The following is a 16034-nucleotide window of genomic DNA, read 5'->3' as shown; positions in this document are numbered from 1 at the left end:
GCCATCCAGTTCATGCGGAATCAGTGAAGAAAAAAACGCCCCGGGGTGCGTCAAAATGCATCAAATCACTATCGACATTAGAATTAAATCTAGTATGGATAACTCGATTTTCTGTTCGTCGCAGCCCGACGATGGCACGAGATCTCTTTGCACTCATCGGAACGCCCTCAGCTTTCGCCGCCGACATGCGAAACATGAGCATGGGTAAGAGCGATTCAGCCGAGAAAGTTGCGCACGGTGTTGGTGTCGTCAAAATATAGTCACAACATTCACCGCATATATTGCGGTGAATATGGCCGTTAATCACCGCATAAAAGGCGGCGATTAATTTGAATAGCGGTTGCGCCCCTTGGTGACTCATCGCCTGCTCCGAAAATAGATGCGGAGAATATCATGGCTATGCTCGGGATAATCAGTTGGAATGTCCGTTATCACCAGAGGTGATTAGATGGAGCGCGGATCTGCTAAAAGATTTGCCAAGCCTACCAGCATCCAATCGCTAAAAAGTACTCCAAAAAATGTAAAAACAGTGAATAGGTGCTCTTCAGCATCTTAAATGCCTCTAGAGTTTTCTGGAGCCTTGCGGATCAAGTACCAATACGTTCGATGCTGGCAACTGGTCTTCGAGTGTTGCAATGCGGTCGTACAGTTCAAGAATAGTTGCGTTGGCTTCGTTTAAAAGACTAGCGAGGTGATCTCGTTGTTGCGAAATGGTTTCGATCTGATCGCGAAGGCCGCGATTCTTTTTACGTGCCGACAGAGTGGCTTGGCGTATAGATGGCGGTCGGCCTTCAGCGTGTTCTTCAACGTATTTTTGAATTTCCGCAATGAGAATAGGGAAGCGCGATTTTTTTAGTGCAGTGGGATCACTGCCGGCCTCCCTTGCCACGTTGTTTTGTGTCACCTGAGTTCCTTTGGGAAGACGTTCAGGCAGTCCCGTCTTGAGTCTTTCGAACGCCGCACGGTACGATTCAGTGGCGCTCAAATGCTTGGCTGATTCAGCGAAGTTCTGGTTTTTGGATGACATGTCTATAATTTTCTACACTACGTTTTTGAGCTTCCAATGAAGCTTTCAATGGGCTGCCCTCGTCTGCGGCAGCCAAGCGTTTGTCCAAAATAGCTTCTAGCGCTGCAACTTCGTTGAATTTATTGGGGTCATACAGCACATCGGGGCAGGGCTTAGAATCATCAAGTGAATCTCCTCCCCCACAATGAGCGATGTTATCAATGCCACCGTAGGGGCACGGTGTTCGATTAGTGCAGACGCCCAGCAATATGGGACGATGAGCGACGATTCCTTTCTTTGCAAGAGCGATCATTTTTTTTGTTTCAGTCGGAGAGATCAGACGAACAATCTCAGACTTTCTCTTCAGCCCATGTGGGCTGGAAAATCGATCATGCGCAAGTTCTTGCAAGTGCCGCCCCAAGATTTCGTACATCGTGCGAATATACAAAGTCTGCGCTTTCTCTTCTAGCCGGATTCTCGAATGGTTCTGTCCGTAGTACAGACTCATCGCCCTGACCACATGTTTCAGCTGGAACTGCAATGAAGCGTCACTCACTAGACCAGATGCCTGCATATTGACCGCTCCAGTTCGGCGCAATTGATGCCAAGCTAACGGCCATATTTTTCCAACCTCGTACTCGTCGGATAGTGTCGGGGTCGCCAAACGTGCCAAGGTAAGATCTGCTGGCAAGATTCGTAACTCTTCAGGATCGAATAGTGAGTTAAGTTTTTGAATCGTGTGCGCATAGGATGGAATAGTCGGACGAACATTCAATTTGACTTTAATCCTTCTTTGTCCCCATGGCTCCTGTTCGAAATCGATGAAATAGGGCGCAGAAGAATCATTTTTTCTTCTGCGCGCAACCTGCTCCGTCGAGACAGATTGTGCCCGGAGATGGGCGATGGATCGCATGACGTTGACTGCTAATTCTGCTGACGGGGATGTCACCCAAAGTGCATTGTCGTCGGACAGCGTTTTGGTCGTACGGCCACGAAGAACATGAATGTCACCGAAACGAGGGTCATGTTCCACTTGCAAGCAATCGGTGCGGAGATTCCATGCTTCTTCAACTCGCATCAGGCTAAAGTTCAGTAGGTATGCAAGACCGGCTCTACTCACATAGCTCAAATAGCTGGATAGCGCAAGAATGGACATATCATTTCCACTAACTCCTAGCCAGCGTTCGATAAGATCCGCGATGCCAAATCGGCGCGCTGTTTCGATGAACGGGCCGTAATAACGTCGGCCTGTTAATTTTCCCGATTGACCATCTGATGGCCATTTAAACGGATGATTCAAATTGCCTTGAGTCGTCGCGAAATTATGTCGGTAAGCATCTAGACAAAAGCAGAAGCATTTTTCAACTTGCTCACGATGCGCAAGGAAGTCATCTAAACATTCTCGTAAGCGCGAAACTTGATAGTTCCAAATTCTAGGAGGAATGTAAGGAGTTTGGCGAGTATGATGCTCTGGCAAGGAAGCGGCAAGACGCGCCAATCTTCCTCGGTCCAGCAAGATAAAGCCCAAAGATTCTCGTCGTTCGTATAGTTCATGTAATAACGCCAGAAATTCCAACGATCGCGACGATTGAATAATCTCCGGAATGCGATCTACCACCCGAGGAAATCTACATAGATCGGACGCTAGTATCCCTTCTTGAGCGCAGAGGGCAAATAGACGGCGCATTTGGTCGAATCGTGATTTCAGACTCCTATATCCTCGCGCCCCATTGGGCCCATACAACCACCAACCCGTAATGATCCGCAATAAATTCGCGTTTTCAGGATTGATCGGGGTTGCCATTTTTTTTGTTGGGCCGTCGCCGAAATTGAGAGTGACGGATTTTCCGGCCCACGGATATAGCTGCCAAGTAGAATCTCCCCAACGACTTACTACATCGCCATTAGCATCAATGACTACGGGCCAATCTAGTGTCGGTGGCCAGCAAGGGGGGCGGTAATTGGGGGCGCTAGGAATAGCAAGAGGCGACTGGATGGCAAGGCCTAGTTCGGAAATATCGGTTTTCATTTTCTAAATATTATTGAGTTCTGCCAGCCGAATGAACCCATCCCACGCAGGGTGATACTCCCCCTCTGCTATGCGTGCTCGGGCCTCATCTACCCAACGCTTACGGCCGTGGCTACTTTCTTCAAAGAACTTCAGCTTGGCAGTGAGTCGCTCAATGGTAATCAAAGCTGGATGGCGGCTCGCAGCTTGACTATCAGCAATTGGAGGGCGATATAGTGCCAATTCAAGTGACTTAAGGTGGCTCAAGCTAGTGAGTGACCACACATGATCTTCGCTCTCGATATCTCGGTGCTGAGTACAAAATAGGCAGCCGGCTGCGTTTATGCAATCTGGACGTGGCGCGCTTTGGGGAATTTCGTGAATGACTTCAGGAATGGCCGCTACACATCGTCCCGGAGCCGGAGAAGAAATAGATGGGTCTGTTTGTTGATGGAATCGGGTAATCTCCACCATAGCAATTTGTGGATGCGGGTCGACATAGACACGAATTAATGTCTCCATCGTGTGCTGTGCTAATTCCGCAACCTGCTCTGGATTTTGAGATTCACGAAGCAACCAGTTGATGCGTGTTTTTCGCAGTTTCCCTGGGCGTATGATCTGCACTCCAATAGTTTTACAAACGCGCACAAGGTTGACGAACTGTGGGGCTGCTTCCTTGATTCGCCCACCGGTGCGTACTAGCGGGAATAGCAGCCCATCAGATTCGTCTGGAAACCATTGGGCGCGCCAAGCTAAATAACGCTCGAACCAATCTCGATAGTTTGCGTAGATTTCAAACAGCACCTCTCCATTGCGGCGATTCTTGTACGAACGCACCTGATAACCATCTAAGTGGCTGGTGTAGTGAAATTGCTCTACCCGAAGCGTATGAGCCTGTTGTAAATTCATGCCAGTCTGCGCGATAAACATCAGCAATTCGCTCTCAATACGTAAATTGAGGAGTGGAGAACGAGTGCTCAATCTTAGGTCTTGGTTCCAGGCAGCGCGTCTAGCCTCAGACTTCTTATTCTCCCCAATGCTCGGTGGCTTTTTGATTCGAGTCGTCGGTTTATCCAGATTCGTCAGACCTGACCATTGTTTCAATACTTGGCCGGTACGTAGTGTTATGCAAACCGGCAGTGCTCCTGTAGTTGCCTCCCACGTCAGTCCATTGCAGATATCAGCTAAAACGTGGCCGAAGTCGAAGGTGTTTTTCAGATTCTGATTGTCCGACTTGGTTGTTTGACTTCTTCCTTTGCCGATAGGCTTACGAATGCGGGTACTTTTAATCAAACTTGATTCACGCCCTAAGACACGATCAAACATCGTAGCTGTCAGTCTAACAAGGTCGTATAAAGACGCTTGAGTGAGGTAGCTCTCAACACGGTGGCGATGTAATAAGTGATCGGCCCAATGAATGAATACATTGGTCACGGTCTCAAGACTTAAGTGTTCCTGTCTTTCATCGCACCAAGTAAAAAAAGATCGTAGCGCGACGATTTTGTTATTCGCAGAGAAGCGACTACCACCACCTATAAGATCTCCGACCAAGATTTCATGTAGTTGCGACACAAGTTCAACACGCTCCGGTATGACATCACCGAGATGACCTTGTTTTATTTTCTGTAGTGCCTTTTTTACCTTTTCACCGGCACCGCCACGGTATAAGAGTGGACAAAGATCCCAGGGAGCCTGATTTAAACCGTATTCAAGCATTGGAAATGTGAGATTACTCATGACGTTGCGTCTCAAAGTCGATTCCACTGAATGCCGTCATGAAGCTGTTTGCGAGAGCCCGTTTGATCGGTTCTGCTTGTATAAATTTAATGTACTTGAATGTTGTCGCCTCGGAATTTGGACTATGAAGTAACGCATCGCTAACTATTGCGATCACAATAGAGACGTCTGAACAATTGGAAAGCGCCAGGCGAGCTAACTCAGTTCCGAAGGTGCAACGAGATTGATGAAAGCGGAATTTTCGAAGTACCTGCAATCCCTCTTTGAGGCCACGCTTTCGGAATTTGGACATCTCTACATTTACTGCCGAGGATTGATCGCTACCACGCCTGCCGTAGGTATTTCCAAAGCGAGTTAAAAACAGCAAGTCTCGATTCTCAGGAGCTGCTTTCGCTTCTCGCTCCATCCTTCGAGTACTGCGTGCATACTCTAGCAGTTCATCCCGCACAGTTTCTGGAATCCAAACCTGTCCTGTTACTCCAAACTTCGTATGTACAGGCGGAGATGCTCCAGGTCCGATTGCAAGGCGAAGCAATCCTTTGGCCGAAGGGTCAGGAGTGGCATTTTCGAGCGTTTGAATCGTGAGGCTACAGATGCTTCCCAGGCGCATTCCTGAAAAAAATCCAATCACTAGCATGAGATAGAGTTCGGGAGACGCATACTGCGCAGCCAGATTCAGAATGGCATCACGATCAGTTTGCGATACCGGCAGTAACCCATCTTCCAGTGTTTGACCAAGACGTTTGCGATTCGGGATGCTGAGATCGGTTGTGGTTCCGCTCACCGTGCGCTCAAAACCAATCTGATCAAAGTATTTGATGAAATAGGTTTTTTCCTTCCATAAAGGAAGGCGAGACGACAGTAATTCTTTATGTCTGATCCATCGATAGAACATGACGCAATTGCGCATGTATTCAGAGGCTGTGGACGGACTGATCTGGCCATTGTCGCGCATCTTGATCAATGTGCCTCTGTATAGCACTAAACAGCGATCAGCTTTGCGAGTAGGGAATTCGAACCATTGCAGATTTCGAGATTCAAGAAAAGTGGCGTAGTGCAGGAGACCATTCATGTTACTGGCAACGGTTTTCAGGGACGCGTCACCAGTCGTCGCGCGCTCCATTGCCCAAAGGTTTGCTTCTTTCCAGGGGATGCAATCTGCCCAAAAGATTTGAGGCAAATCTTTTATAGAGGGACGATTGGTGCTAGGCAGATATGTGACTGCCTCTGGCGTGTGTTCTAGGAAATGCGGGACGAAGTGAATATGCTCTAGTGTCGCCATTCTTTGTTTTTGAAAGAGTAAATCATGTCCATTGGTGCTATATATTAGTTTGGACGTCCCTACTATACAACTTACTCTTATTGATGGTGTATAGCTCAGGCGCCGCGCGCGGCCGCGTGAAGACGTGCACGCCGCAGGTCGGGCAAAAATGGTGTTTGGCGGCCATGGTGCCGAACTGATAGGTCGCCAATATGTCCGCACCGGCAATCAGGCGGAAATTCTCAGGCTGCACGCGATGGTGCAGAAATCCCTTTTTTGTACAGATGGAACAGTTGCAGATGGTGATGCGTTCGATGTCGACCTCGGCTTCGAAGCGGACCTGGCCGCAATGACAACTGCCTTTGTGGTGGTCCATGTACATCCCGCCTTTGAATGTTCGGTTGACGTAGCTTAGTTGACGCAGTTCAGTTGAAGTACGCGCGGGCCATCTCGAAGCGCGGCGCGAAGTAGGGATTGTCCATCCGCGAGATATGCACCTTGCCGTTGCCCGAAGGCGCATGGACGAAACGTCCGTCGCCGATGTAGATGCCGACGTGCGAGAACGGTCGGTTGAGCGTGTTGAAGAACACCAGATCGCCGGGCCGCAGGTTGGCTTTGTCGATCTTGCGCCCCTGGCGCGCCATGTCGGCGGCGCTGCCAGTCAGTTTGAGACCGGCGGCGCGATTGAAGATATACGACACCATGCCGCTGCAATCGAAGCCGGCGTCCGGATTCTTGCCGCCGAAACGGTAGCCGGTGCCGATCATGTCCAACGCGTAGATCGCCACTTCGCTGCCGTGTTCGGTCGCGGCTTCCGAGCGGACGTCGGTCGGCGCGGGTGTCGTCGTTGACGTTTCCGGCGTACGCATCGGCGCGCTGCCGCAGGCCGTCAGCAAGACGGCGATGCAGCAGGCGACGAGCGCGCGCAGTGGATTCGACGAGCAGATGCTGAGCATTGCTTACCGGCTCCGGATCAATGACCCAGTTGCACCAGTACCCCTTCCAGCATGGTCAGCATCTGGTCGATTTCGTCCTTGGTCACGTTCAGCGACGGCATGAAGCGCAACAGATTCGGACGCGGTGAGTTCAGCAGCAGGCCGAGCGGTTGCAGGTCGCGTGCCGCTTCGACGATTTGCGGGCCGATGTCCTTGCCCAGTTTCAGCGCGCGCAGCAAACCTTCGCCGCGCTCGCCTTCGAAGCCGTGCTTGTCGGACAGCTTGATCAGCTCGGTGCTCAGATACGCGCCTGTCGCCTTGACGGTCGGCAGGAAGTCGGGCTTGAGCAATTCCTTGATCACGGCGGCGCCGACGGCGGTCATCAGCGGGTTGCCGTTGTAGGTGCCGCCTTGTTCGCCGGCTTCGAAGCAGGCGATTTCTTCGCGCGCCAGCAGGGCCGCCAGCGGCACGCCGCCGCCGATGCCTTTGCCCAGCGTCATGATGTCCGGTTCGATGTCCGACAATTGATAGGCGAACAGTTCGCCGGTGCGGCCGACGCCGGTCTGCACTTCATCGACGATGAGCAGCAGGTTGGCGTTCTTGGTCAGGCGGCGCAGGCCTTGCATGAATTCGCGCGTGGCAGGGATCACGCCGCCTTCGCCTTGCACCGGTTCCAGCATGACGGCGACGGTCTTCTTGCTGATCAGGCGTTCGACGCTGGCCAGGTCGTTCAGGTCGGCCTTCGGGAAGCCCGGCACTTGCGGCGCGAACATGGTGTCCCAGCCCGGCTTGCCGCTGGCCGACATGGTGGCGATGGTGCGGCCGTGGAAGCTGTGGTTGAAGGTGATGATTTCAAAGCGGTCTTCGCCGGCGCTGTTCTTGTTGACCCTGCCCCATTTGCGGGCCAGCTTGATGGCGCCTTCGTTGGCTTCGGCGCCGCTGTTGGCGAAGAACACGCGGTCGAACACGGAGTTTTCCGTCAGCAGGTTGGCCAGCTCGATCGACGGCGCATTGTAGAAAGCCGGCGACGGGTTGATCAGTTTCTTGCTTTGTGCGACCAGCGCTTCTTCGATGCATTTGGGCGCGTGGCCCAGCGCATTGACGGCCCAGCCTTGCAGGTAATCCAGATATCGCTTGCCGGTATGGTCGGTCATCCACATGCCGCTGCCTTCGGTGAAGACGATTTCAGGGCGGTTGGTGACATACATCAGCTTGTTGATGGCGAACTCTTTGAATTCCATTGAATGACTCCTGCTAAGGATATGTGAAAGGCGGCGGTAACCGAACTGTAATAATGAACTGGAAAAAAACGATAAAAAAAAGCCACAGGGATTGCCTGTGGCTTCGTGACCAATATCAACTCACGCGCACGGCAAACCTCGTTGAGGTTGGCTGCGGCGTCGCAAGGAAATAGTGGTAGCGTTCATGCGGTCAATATTAGGATGTTTTGCGCGATGCGTCAAAACTAATTTGGTGCGAATTGCCCCGCATTTTCAGAACGCTCGCCACTTTGCAACATGCGCCGCCTCCGGATTTACTGCACCGTCGCCAGATCGGCTTCCGAGGTGAACGAGTCGGCGTAGAACTCGTCTTCCGGCAAGCCGCACTTGGCGACGAAATCGCGCTGCGCCGATTCCACCACGATCGGTGCGCCGCAGGCATACACCTGATAGCCCGACAGATCGGCATGGTCGTCGATCACGGCCTGATGGACGAAGCCGCTGCGGCCGCTCCAGTTGTCTTCCGGCTGGGCGTTGGAAATCACCGGCACGTACTTGAAGTTGGGCAGCGTTTGCGTCCAGCTCTTGCACAGCTCGTCCATGTAAAGATCCTGCGGACGGCGACCACCCCAGTACAGCGTGACCGGGCGCGTCGACTTGCTGTGTTCGAGTTGTTCGACGATCGCCTTGATCGGCGCAAAGCCGGTGCCGGAAGCCAGCAGCACGATAGGCTTGTCCGAATCTTCACGCAGGAAGAAGGTGCCCAGCGGACCTTCGAAGCGCAGGATGTCGCGTTCTTTCAGCGTCGAGAACACCTGGTCGGTGAACAGGCCGCCCGGCATGTGGCGGATGTGCAGCGTCAGGTGCTCGTCCTTGTGCGGCGCGTTCGCCATGCTGTAGCTGCGGCGCTTGCCGTCGCGCAGCATGAACTCGACGTACTGGCCGGCCTTGTATTGCAGGCGGTCGTTGGCCGGCAGTTGCAGCGACAGGATGATGACGTCGTCGGCGACCTTGTCCAGCCTGGCCACGCGCACCGGCATTTTCTTGACCGGGAAGTCGCCGATGCCGGCCACTTCGCGCGCTTCGATGACGACATCCGAATTCGGCTTGGCGCAGCAGAACAGCGAGAAGCCCAGGCTCTCATCGTGCGCCGACAGCGCGCGCTCCTGATGCGGGCCGTGGGTCACGCTGCCTTCGACCAGCTTGCCCTTGCAGGAGCTGCATGCGCCGTTCTTGCAACCATAGGGCAGGCCGACGCCGGCGCGGATTGCGGCGGTAAGGATGGTCTCGCCTTCGTCGCAGGTAAACTGATGGCCGCTGGGCTGAACGGTAACTTGAAAACTCATACAATCCTGACAATGAACAATAAAGTAAAAAAAATCGGCAAGCCGCGTCTGTTGATGCTCGGCTGCGGCGATGTCGGCATGCGCATGCTGCCGCTGGTGCACGAGCGTTTTCGCGTGATCGTCGTCACCAGCAAGCCGGAGCGTTGCGCGGAACTGCGCGCCGCCGGGGCCGTTCCGATCGTCGCCGATCTCGACCGACCCGTCACGCTGGGCCGGCTGGCTCGTCTGGCGGACGTCATCGTGCATCTTGCTCCGCCGCAATCCTCGGGCGACAAAGACCGTCGCACCCGCAATTTGGCCGCCATTTTACCTGACCGGGCGACTCTCGTTTATATCAGTACGACCGGGGTCTATGGCGATTGCGGCGGCGCCAGCTTCGACGAGACGCGCGCCGTCCGGCCGACCAACGCGCGCGCGCAGCGCCGCGTCGATGCCGAAAGCGTCCTGCGCGCCTGGGCGCGGCGCTCCGGCAGCCGCCTGGCGATCCTGCGCGTGCCGGGTATTTACGCGCAAGACCGTCTGCCGCTGGAGCGCCTGCAAAAGGGCACGCCGGCGCTGAGCGCCGAAGACGACGTCTACACCAATCACATCCATGCCGACGACCTGGCCAGGATTGCCGTGGCTGCCATCGATCGCGCCCGGCCCCTGCGCGTGTATCACGCGGTCGACAATTCCGAGATGAAGATGGGCGACTACTTCGACGCCGTCGCCCGCGCCTTCAGCTTGCCGCCGCCGCCGCGCCTGCCGCGCAGCGAACTGCAACAGCAGGTGTCGCCGATGATGCTGTCCTTCATGTCGGAGTCGCGCCGCCTGCGCAACGAGCGCTTGCATCATGAGCTTGGCGTGCGGTTGCGCTATCCCACTGTCGAGACGCTGCTTGAAACATTGCCGAAAAGAAAATAAATATCGCCGGCGGACTATGCTTATTTGTTTTTCGTATAAGCATACGTCTTTTAAATTGTTGTCCGGTCAGCATGATGTCAGTAAAGTCGCGTTCTACCGTCTGAAAGTCCGTGCAAAGTTGCTGTTCATGCAATGCATCGGCAACGCATTCACTTGGCATCGCACTCATGAAGCTATCCTTTAAAGACATACAAAAGAGTTTCTCCGGCCTGCACGTCATCGACGGCTTCAGCCGCGACATCGAGCAGGGCGAACTGGTCGCGCTGGTCGGTCCGTCCGGCTGCGGCAAATCGACCCTGCTGCACATCGCCGCCGGTCTGGAAACGCCGAGCTCCGGCGCCATCTTCGCCGACGGCAAACCGGTGACCGGCCCGCATCCGGAACGCACGCTGATGTTCCAGGAGAATGCACTCTATCCCTGGCTGACGCTGGAGCAGAACGTCGCGCTGGCGCTGGAATTCCAGAAGGTCGACAAAAAGACTGCCGCGGCGCAGGCGCGCGACTGGTTGGCCAAGGTCAATCTGTCCGGCTTCGAAGCTTATTACCCGCACCAGGTGTCCGGCGGCATGCGTCAACGCGCGGCGCTGGCCCGCGCCTTCATCTCGCAGCCGAAGGCGCTGTTGCTGGACGAACCGTTCGGCGCGCTCGACGCCCTGACGCGCATGACGCTGCAGGATGCCTTGCGCAACCTGATCCGCTCCGAAGTGCAGGGCAAGGCGCCGACCGTCCTGCTGGTCACGCACGATGTCGATGAAGCGCTGTTCCTGGCCGATCGCATCTTCGTGTTCAGCGCACGTCCGGCCACCGTGCTCAAGGAATTCAATCTGGTGCATCACGAAAAGACACACGATCTGTCGGAGTTCTCGGCGATCCGTCGCGAAATTCTCTGCCTGCTCGGCATTCATGCCGAACAGGACGAGTTTGCCAAAACAATAGAAGAGGTTGGGATATGAAATTGAAACGACTGTTGCTTGTTGCGTCCACGGCATTGGCTGCGCTGGTGTTTTCCGCACCGGCCATGGCGCTCGAAAAATTCAAGATCGGCTACCTGCGCGTCATGGACGATGCGCAGGCGATGGCTGCCTATGAAGCCGGCCTGTACAAGAAGTACGGGCTCGACGTCGAACTGATCGAATTCAAATCCGGCACCGACCTGATCAAGGCCATCGTCGGCGGCCAGCTCGACAGCGGCGTGTTCGGTTTCACCAATGCCGTGGCCTGGGCGTCCAAGGGCGCCGACCTCAAAGTCGTCAGCGGCGCGCAGCTCGGCTATCACGCCATCGTCGCGCGTGAAGACGCGCACATCAATAAGGTGGCCGACCTCAAGGGCAAAAACCTGGCCTCGCAAGCCGAAGGCAGCACTGCCGACGTGGTGCTGAAGGGCGTCGTGTTCCGTGATGCCGGCCTCAAACCGGACGACGTCAACGTGCTCGGCGTCAGCCCGCAAGTCGCCGTGCAGTCGCTGGTCGGCAAGCGTGTCGATGCGGCTTTCCTGTTCGAGCCGCAAGCGCGTATTGCGCAGCTGATCGCACCAGTCAAGCAAATCTATGAAATCGGCGAAGTCTGGCCTTTCCCCTGCATGGTGGTGATCACCTCCGGCGAAACGCTGAAGAACCGCCGCGCCGCCGTGTGGAAGTCGCTCGATGCGCAACGCGATGCGATCGAACTGCTGAAGAAGAAACCGGCCGATGCGGCCAAGCTGATCGCCGGCTACTTCATCGCCGAGCCGACGCTGAAGACGCTCAAGCACGGCGAGATGTTGCGCGAAGACGTGATCCGCGACGCCATCAAGAGCCAGACGTTCAGCGCCAAGCTGAACGACAAGGAGCAGAACCGCATGCAGGAAATCGCCGATATCCTGCAAGCGCAGGGTTCGCTGAAGACCAAGGACGGCAAGCCGTTTGAGGTCAAAAGCATCGTAGATCTCAGCTGGCAAAAAGACCGCAAATTGTAATCCGTGTAAAGCTACTGCGCGCGCCGATTTCCGATCTGTGATGCTCTCCGTGCGCCAGCACGGCTGCGCTTCTCGATCGGAACTCGACGCGCTCGCTACGCTTTCCATCGTATTGCGGACAGCTACTGAAACACTATTTTTTTAGGCCGACGACTTCGTCGGCCATTGCATTTTTACTCAGTTTCAATTTATGAGCTCTCAGCGTCGCGTTACCGGTTATCGTAAGAAACTCGCCATGGTGTTGGCGATCGCTTTCATTTTGCTGATGTGGCAGATCGCTGCGTGGTCCTTGCCGGACTTCCTGATGCCGGGCGTGCCGACGGTGTTGGCGCGCTTGTGGGAAGAGATTCAGGCGCCTGCCTTCCGTACTGCGCTGTGGGGCAGCCTCACGCGCCTTGGCGGCGGGTACGGCGCGGCGCTGCTGTTCGGCATCGGCTTCGGTCTGATCGGCGCGGTGCTGTTCTTCTTCCGTGAAGTATTGAAGTCGGCCATCATCATCTTGCAGTCGATTCCGTCGATCGCGTGGGTGCCGTTGTTCCTGATCCTGATGGGTTTCGGCAATCTGCCGATCATCGTGGTGGTGGCGATTGCGGCTTTCTTCCCGGCGGCCTTGTCGGTGATGAATGCGACCGAGAGTGTGCAGCAGGTGCATGTGTCCGCCGCGCGCGTGATGGGCGCGTCGCGCTGGGGCATGCTGCGCCGCGTGTATCTGCCGGCGGTGATGCCGGAGCTGATCACCGGCGCGCAACTGGCTTTCGGCAACGCCTGGCGCGCGCTGATTTCGGCGGAGATGCTGGTGGGTTTCGGCAAAGGCCTGGGGCGCACGCTGGCGTATTCCGGCGAGACTGCCGACATGGTCGGCGTGATGACCAACATCCTCGCGATTGCGATTCTGGCGGCGCTGATCGATCAGGTGATTCTGGAAAATCTCAAGCACCGTTTGCTGCGCTATCAGTATGTCTGATCGCGTCTGATCGCATTTCCTATTCCGTCATGAAACTTGCCGCCGCCGTTTTATTGTCCATTGCCTTGCCGGCGTCGACGCATGCCGCCGACAGCGGCATCGACGCCGCGCGGCAACGCGGCACGCTGGTCGCGGGCATCTCGTATCCCTTGCCGGCTTATGTCGCCGGCGCCAAATTCCGCACGCCGGAAAGTCCCGAATCGACATTGGTCGAAGATATCGGCAAGCGCCTCAGGCGCAAGCTTGGCACACCCAAGACGGACAGCAGCAATGCCGCGCAGTGGATCAAGTCGGGACGCGCCGACGTGGTGCTGGCATTGATCGACGACAATGACGCTTTGCGCCGCGACGCCGGCGTTGCGATCATTCCGACCGGCTATAGCGCCGGTGCGATGGCGATCATGCGCAGCGACACCGACATCAAAAGCTGGGAGCAACTGAAAGGCCGCACGGTGTGCCTGTCCGAGGGGGGCGCTTATGTCGGCAAGATCGCGGCGAAATACGGTGCAATAGAAAAAGTGCAGCGCGCGCCGGCCGATTCGCTGTTGTCTTTACGCATCGGCGCCTGCGACGCCGCCGTGCATGACGACACCATGCTCAACGATTTGCTGAAGTTGCCGGAATGGAAAAAGTTTTCTGCGCGCCTGCCGGTGCAAAGCCGCCGGACGCTGATATTTGCGGTGCGTGCCGATGACGCAACATCAATTTCTTATCTGAAACAGGCAAGCGCAGACTGGGCTGCAGGCAACTTCTGGTCCGAGCTCAAAAAGAAGTGGGTCAACAACGTCGCCTTCGAGGTTTATCTCGATCAGAACGTCCCGGATTGTCATTGACCGTCATTGGTTGCCGTCATGCCAAGATTCGTTGTCACGCAGTCATGATGCGGCTTTGCTTGCGTTGTCGGGACGGCAATGCCGGTTTGCAAGCAAACGCTTCCGTAGCTTGGCAAGCCTTTTTAAAGGTGTAAGATGAGTTCAAGTCCGCACATTTTGAGGCCGGACTATGATTCTGTTCCCAGGTATCGAAAAGGTGATTTTATGGACGTCGCAATTACTGCCAGCTCTCCTGGCGCAGTTCCCAGCTCTCCCGACACCGGTCCATCGGTGACCAATCTCGACAACGCGCGCGCCGCGCAGGCTCGTCAGGATGCAGAGAACGCCCAGCGCAGACTTGATGAACAACGTGCCGAAGCAGCACGCCAGGCACAAGCCACCCAGGCTTCGCGCAATTCCAACGGCGAAGTCATCGGCACCACGATCAGCACGACTGCCTGATCAGTCGTCGCTGCTTGTCGTTGGCGCAGGCTGAAATGAAAAACCCGCTCGTAGCGGGTTTTTGTCGTTAACGCGTTCTCGTAACGAAACCGTTCGTCTCGCTTCGGCGTTTCGCCGTCACTATTTTGGCTCGGATTTCGACTCGGGTTTGTAGCCATCCGTCAGCGTCTTCAAAAAAGCAATCACGTCCTTGATCTCCGCATCGTCGAGCGCCGGCTTGTCGCCGGGCTGGCGGTCGAATGGCGGCTCCGTGTTCACGTTGGAAAAATGTTCCGGCAGCAGGTCGTCGAATTTGCGGATGCTGCCGTCGCGGTTGCGCGGATACCATTTCTCCGGATTGGTGTCGCGCTGCACGTAGAACTCCATGACTTCCTGCAGCGTGTGGAACACGCCGTTGTGGAAGAAGGTCTGGCGCAGCGCGATGTTGCGCAAGGTCGGGGTCTTGAACAGGCCGCAGTATTCCGGTCTGTCCTTGAAGTCGGTGCGCTCCGGTCCGCACAGGCCGAAGTCGTAATAGCGCGGATTGGCATTGGCCGGGATCTTCTTGTTGCGCGGCACGCCCACGGCGATCAGGCCGTTGTCGGTGAATTGCGGGAAGGCGCCGTTGGGCAGGATCTCGCTCAGATGGCAGGAGGCGCAATTGCCCTTGGTCGGATCGTTGAACAATTCCAGACCGCGCAATTCCTGAGTACTCAAGGTCGTCTGCTTGCGCAGGTAAGCATCGTACTTGCTGGTGTAGGGATAGAAGTCGGCCGGACTTTCCTGGAATACTTCCAGCGCCATCAGCGCCGCCTGGAACGCGCGATCCGTATCGTCGAAAATCGTCTCGCCGAAGGTCGCCTTGAATTGCCCCACGTAAGGTGCACGCTTGAGCTTGGCAACGACTTCGGCGGCGTCCTTATTGGCCATCTCATGCACCGACAGCAAAGGGATGCGCGCCTGGTCGTGCGCCGAATCGGCGCGGCCGTCCCAGGTACGGCCGCCGGTCGGGCCGGCATCGATGCTGTCGTCGCCGTCGTCGTCGTGGAAATGCTCGCTGAACGGCGGCACGTTTTGTCCATAACGCAGCGAAGGCACCGCGCGCGTGCCGGCGATCTTCATATCCTTGCCGCCAAGCTGCACCGACAGATCGTTGGGCGGACCGAAAGCATGATCGGGGCTATGACAAGTTGCGCAGGATTGCTTACCGGATCCTGACAACGAGGGATCGAAAAACATGGTGCGGCCCAGCGCGGTCATCTCTTCCACGCTCGGGCGGCGGCCCGGCTGAGGCGCATAGGCTGCATTGGCATAGGCCGGTGCTTCTGTCGTAGCGGCGGCAGCGGCGACGACAGGCGACTGGCTGTCGAAATACAGGGCGGCGAGGGCGAGGGTGGCCGTGACGGCGGCGACAAGATAGAGGGATTTCATGCGCGCAGGTTAGCAG

At 55.8% G+C, this 16034-nt stretch carries 16 protein-coding genes; 6 read left to right on the top strand and 10 right to left on the bottom strand.

The genetic code is table 11. The features are described 5' to 3' along the window. Positions 1 to 10: 10 nt before the first annotated feature. The 9 genes from PMI16_RS26155 to PMI16_RS23555 all read right to left on the bottom strand — a co-directional run bounded on the left by PMI16_RS26155 (position 11) and on the right by PMI16_RS23555 (position 9513). The gene (locus PMI16_RS26155; RefSeq protein WP_157212780.1) at positions 11 to 361 is read right to left on the bottom strand and encodes a hypothetical protein; all 351 of its coding nucleotides are present in this window, start codon (positions 359 to 361) and stop codon (positions 11 to 13) included. Positions 362 to 562: 201 nt separating this feature from the next. After that, positions 563 to 1027: a hypothetical protein gene (locus tag PMI16_RS23580; protein WP_051994715.1), complete on the bottom strand. Its 465-nt coding sequence runs from the start codon at positions 1025 to 1027 to the stop codon at positions 563 to 565. Next, the gene (locus PMI16_RS26355) at positions 999 to 3035 is read right to left on the bottom strand and encodes a hypothetical protein (RefSeq protein ID WP_007884279.1); all 2037 of its coding nucleotides are present in this window, start codon (positions 3033 to 3035) and stop codon (positions 999 to 1001) included. The genes PMI16_RS23580 and PMI16_RS26355 overlap by 29 nt, the downstream gene beginning before the upstream one ends. Positions 3036 to 3038: 3 nt before the next feature. Next, positions 3039 to 4751 carry a hypothetical protein gene (locus PMI16_RS25540; RefSeq protein WP_007884278.1) on the bottom strand — a complete coding sequence of 571 codons (1713 nt, stop codon included), beginning with the start codon at positions 4749 to 4751 and terminating at the stop codon, positions 3039 to 3041. Then, positions 4744 to 6033 carry a site-specific integrase gene (locus tag PMI16_RS23575; protein ID WP_007884277.1) on the bottom strand — a complete coding sequence of 430 codons (1290 nt, stop codon included), beginning with the start codon at positions 6031 to 6033 and terminating at the stop codon, positions 4744 to 4746. Before PMI16_RS23575 ends, PMI16_RS25540 begins: the two co-directional genes overlap by 8 nt. A 37-nt stretch (positions 6034 to 6070) precedes the next feature. After that, a complete protein-coding gene (locus tag PMI16_RS26810) occupies positions 6071 to 6388 on the bottom strand; it encodes a GFA family protein (protein WP_007884276.1) in 318 nt (105 codons plus the stop codon). A gap of 49 nt (positions 6389 to 6437) precedes the next feature. Further along, the gene (locus PMI16_RS23565; RefSeq protein WP_007884273.1) at positions 6438 to 6968 is read right to left on the bottom strand and encodes a C40 family peptidase; all 531 of its coding nucleotides are present in this window, start codon (positions 6966 to 6968) and stop codon (positions 6438 to 6440) included. Positions 6969 to 6985: 17 nt separating this feature from the next. Further along, positions 6986 to 8188, bottom strand: a complete 1203-nt coding sequence (locus PMI16_RS23560) for an acetylornithine transaminase (RefSeq protein WP_007884272.1) — start codon at positions 8186 to 8188, stop codon at positions 6986 to 6988. Between the two features lie 293 nt (positions 8189 to 8481). After that, positions 8482 to 9513 (bottom strand): CDP-6-deoxy-delta-3,4-glucoseen reductase, encoded by a 1032-nt coding sequence (locus PMI16_RS23555; protein WP_007884271.1) that lies wholly within the window; start codon positions 9511 to 9513, stop codon positions 8482 to 8484. Positions 9514 to 9525: 12 nt separating this feature from the next. On the opposite strand from PMI16_RS23555, the gene PMI16_RS23550 reads away from it, so the two are divergent. The 6 genes from PMI16_RS23550 (at position 9526) to PMI16_RS25090 (ending at position 14608) form a co-directional block, all read left to right on the top strand. Then, positions 9526 to 10416, top strand: coding sequence for a sugar nucleotide-binding protein (locus tag PMI16_RS23550; protein WP_007884269.1), 891 nt, complete (start codon positions 9526 to 9528; stop codon positions 10414 to 10416). Between the two features lie 167 nt (positions 10417 to 10583). Beyond that, positions 10584 to 11369 carry an ABC transporter ATP-binding protein gene (locus PMI16_RS23545; protein ID WP_007884261.1) on the top strand — a complete coding sequence of 262 codons (786 nt, stop codon included), beginning with the start codon at positions 10584 to 10586 and terminating at the stop codon, positions 11367 to 11369. Then, a complete protein-coding gene (locus PMI16_RS23540; RefSeq protein ID WP_007884260.1) occupies positions 11366 to 12370 on the top strand; it encodes an ABC transporter substrate-binding protein in 1005 nt (334 codons plus the stop codon). The genes PMI16_RS23545 and PMI16_RS23540 overlap by 4 nt, the downstream gene beginning before the upstream one ends. Positions 12371 to 12560: 190 nt before the next feature. Then, positions 12561 to 13334: an ABC transporter permease gene (locus PMI16_RS23535; RefSeq protein ID WP_007884259.1), complete on the top strand. Its 774-nt coding sequence runs from the start codon at positions 12561 to 12563 to the stop codon at positions 13332 to 13334. 29 nt (positions 13335 to 13363) lie between these two features. Next, positions 13364 to 14167, top strand: coding sequence for a transporter substrate-binding domain-containing protein (locus tag PMI16_RS23530; RefSeq protein WP_007884256.1), 804 nt, complete (start codon positions 13364 to 13366; stop codon positions 14165 to 14167). Positions 14168 to 14371: 204 nt separating this feature from the next. Then, positions 14372 to 14608 carry a hypothetical protein gene (locus PMI16_RS25090; RefSeq protein WP_007884254.1) on the top strand — a complete coding sequence of 79 codons (237 nt, stop codon included), beginning with the start codon at positions 14372 to 14374 and terminating at the stop codon, positions 14606 to 14608. A 120-nt stretch (positions 14609 to 14728) separates the two neighbouring features. Here the strand turns inward: PMI16_RS25090 and PMI16_RS23525 are convergent, their stop codons facing one another. Continuing rightward, a complete protein-coding gene (locus PMI16_RS23525; RefSeq protein WP_007884252.1) occupies positions 14729 to 16018 on the bottom strand; it encodes a cytochrome-c peroxidase in 1290 nt (429 codons plus the stop codon). Between the last annotated feature and the right edge of the window lie 16 nt (positions 16019 to 16034).

The sequence above is a fragment of the Herbaspirillum sp. CF444 genome (assembly GCF_000282135.1).
Classification (GTDB): domain Bacteria; phylum Pseudomonadota; class Gammaproteobacteria; order Burkholderiales; family Burkholderiaceae_D; genus Herbaspirillum.
Note: the sequence above shows the minus strand (reverse complement) of the source record. Positions and strands in the feature narration are given on the sequence as shown.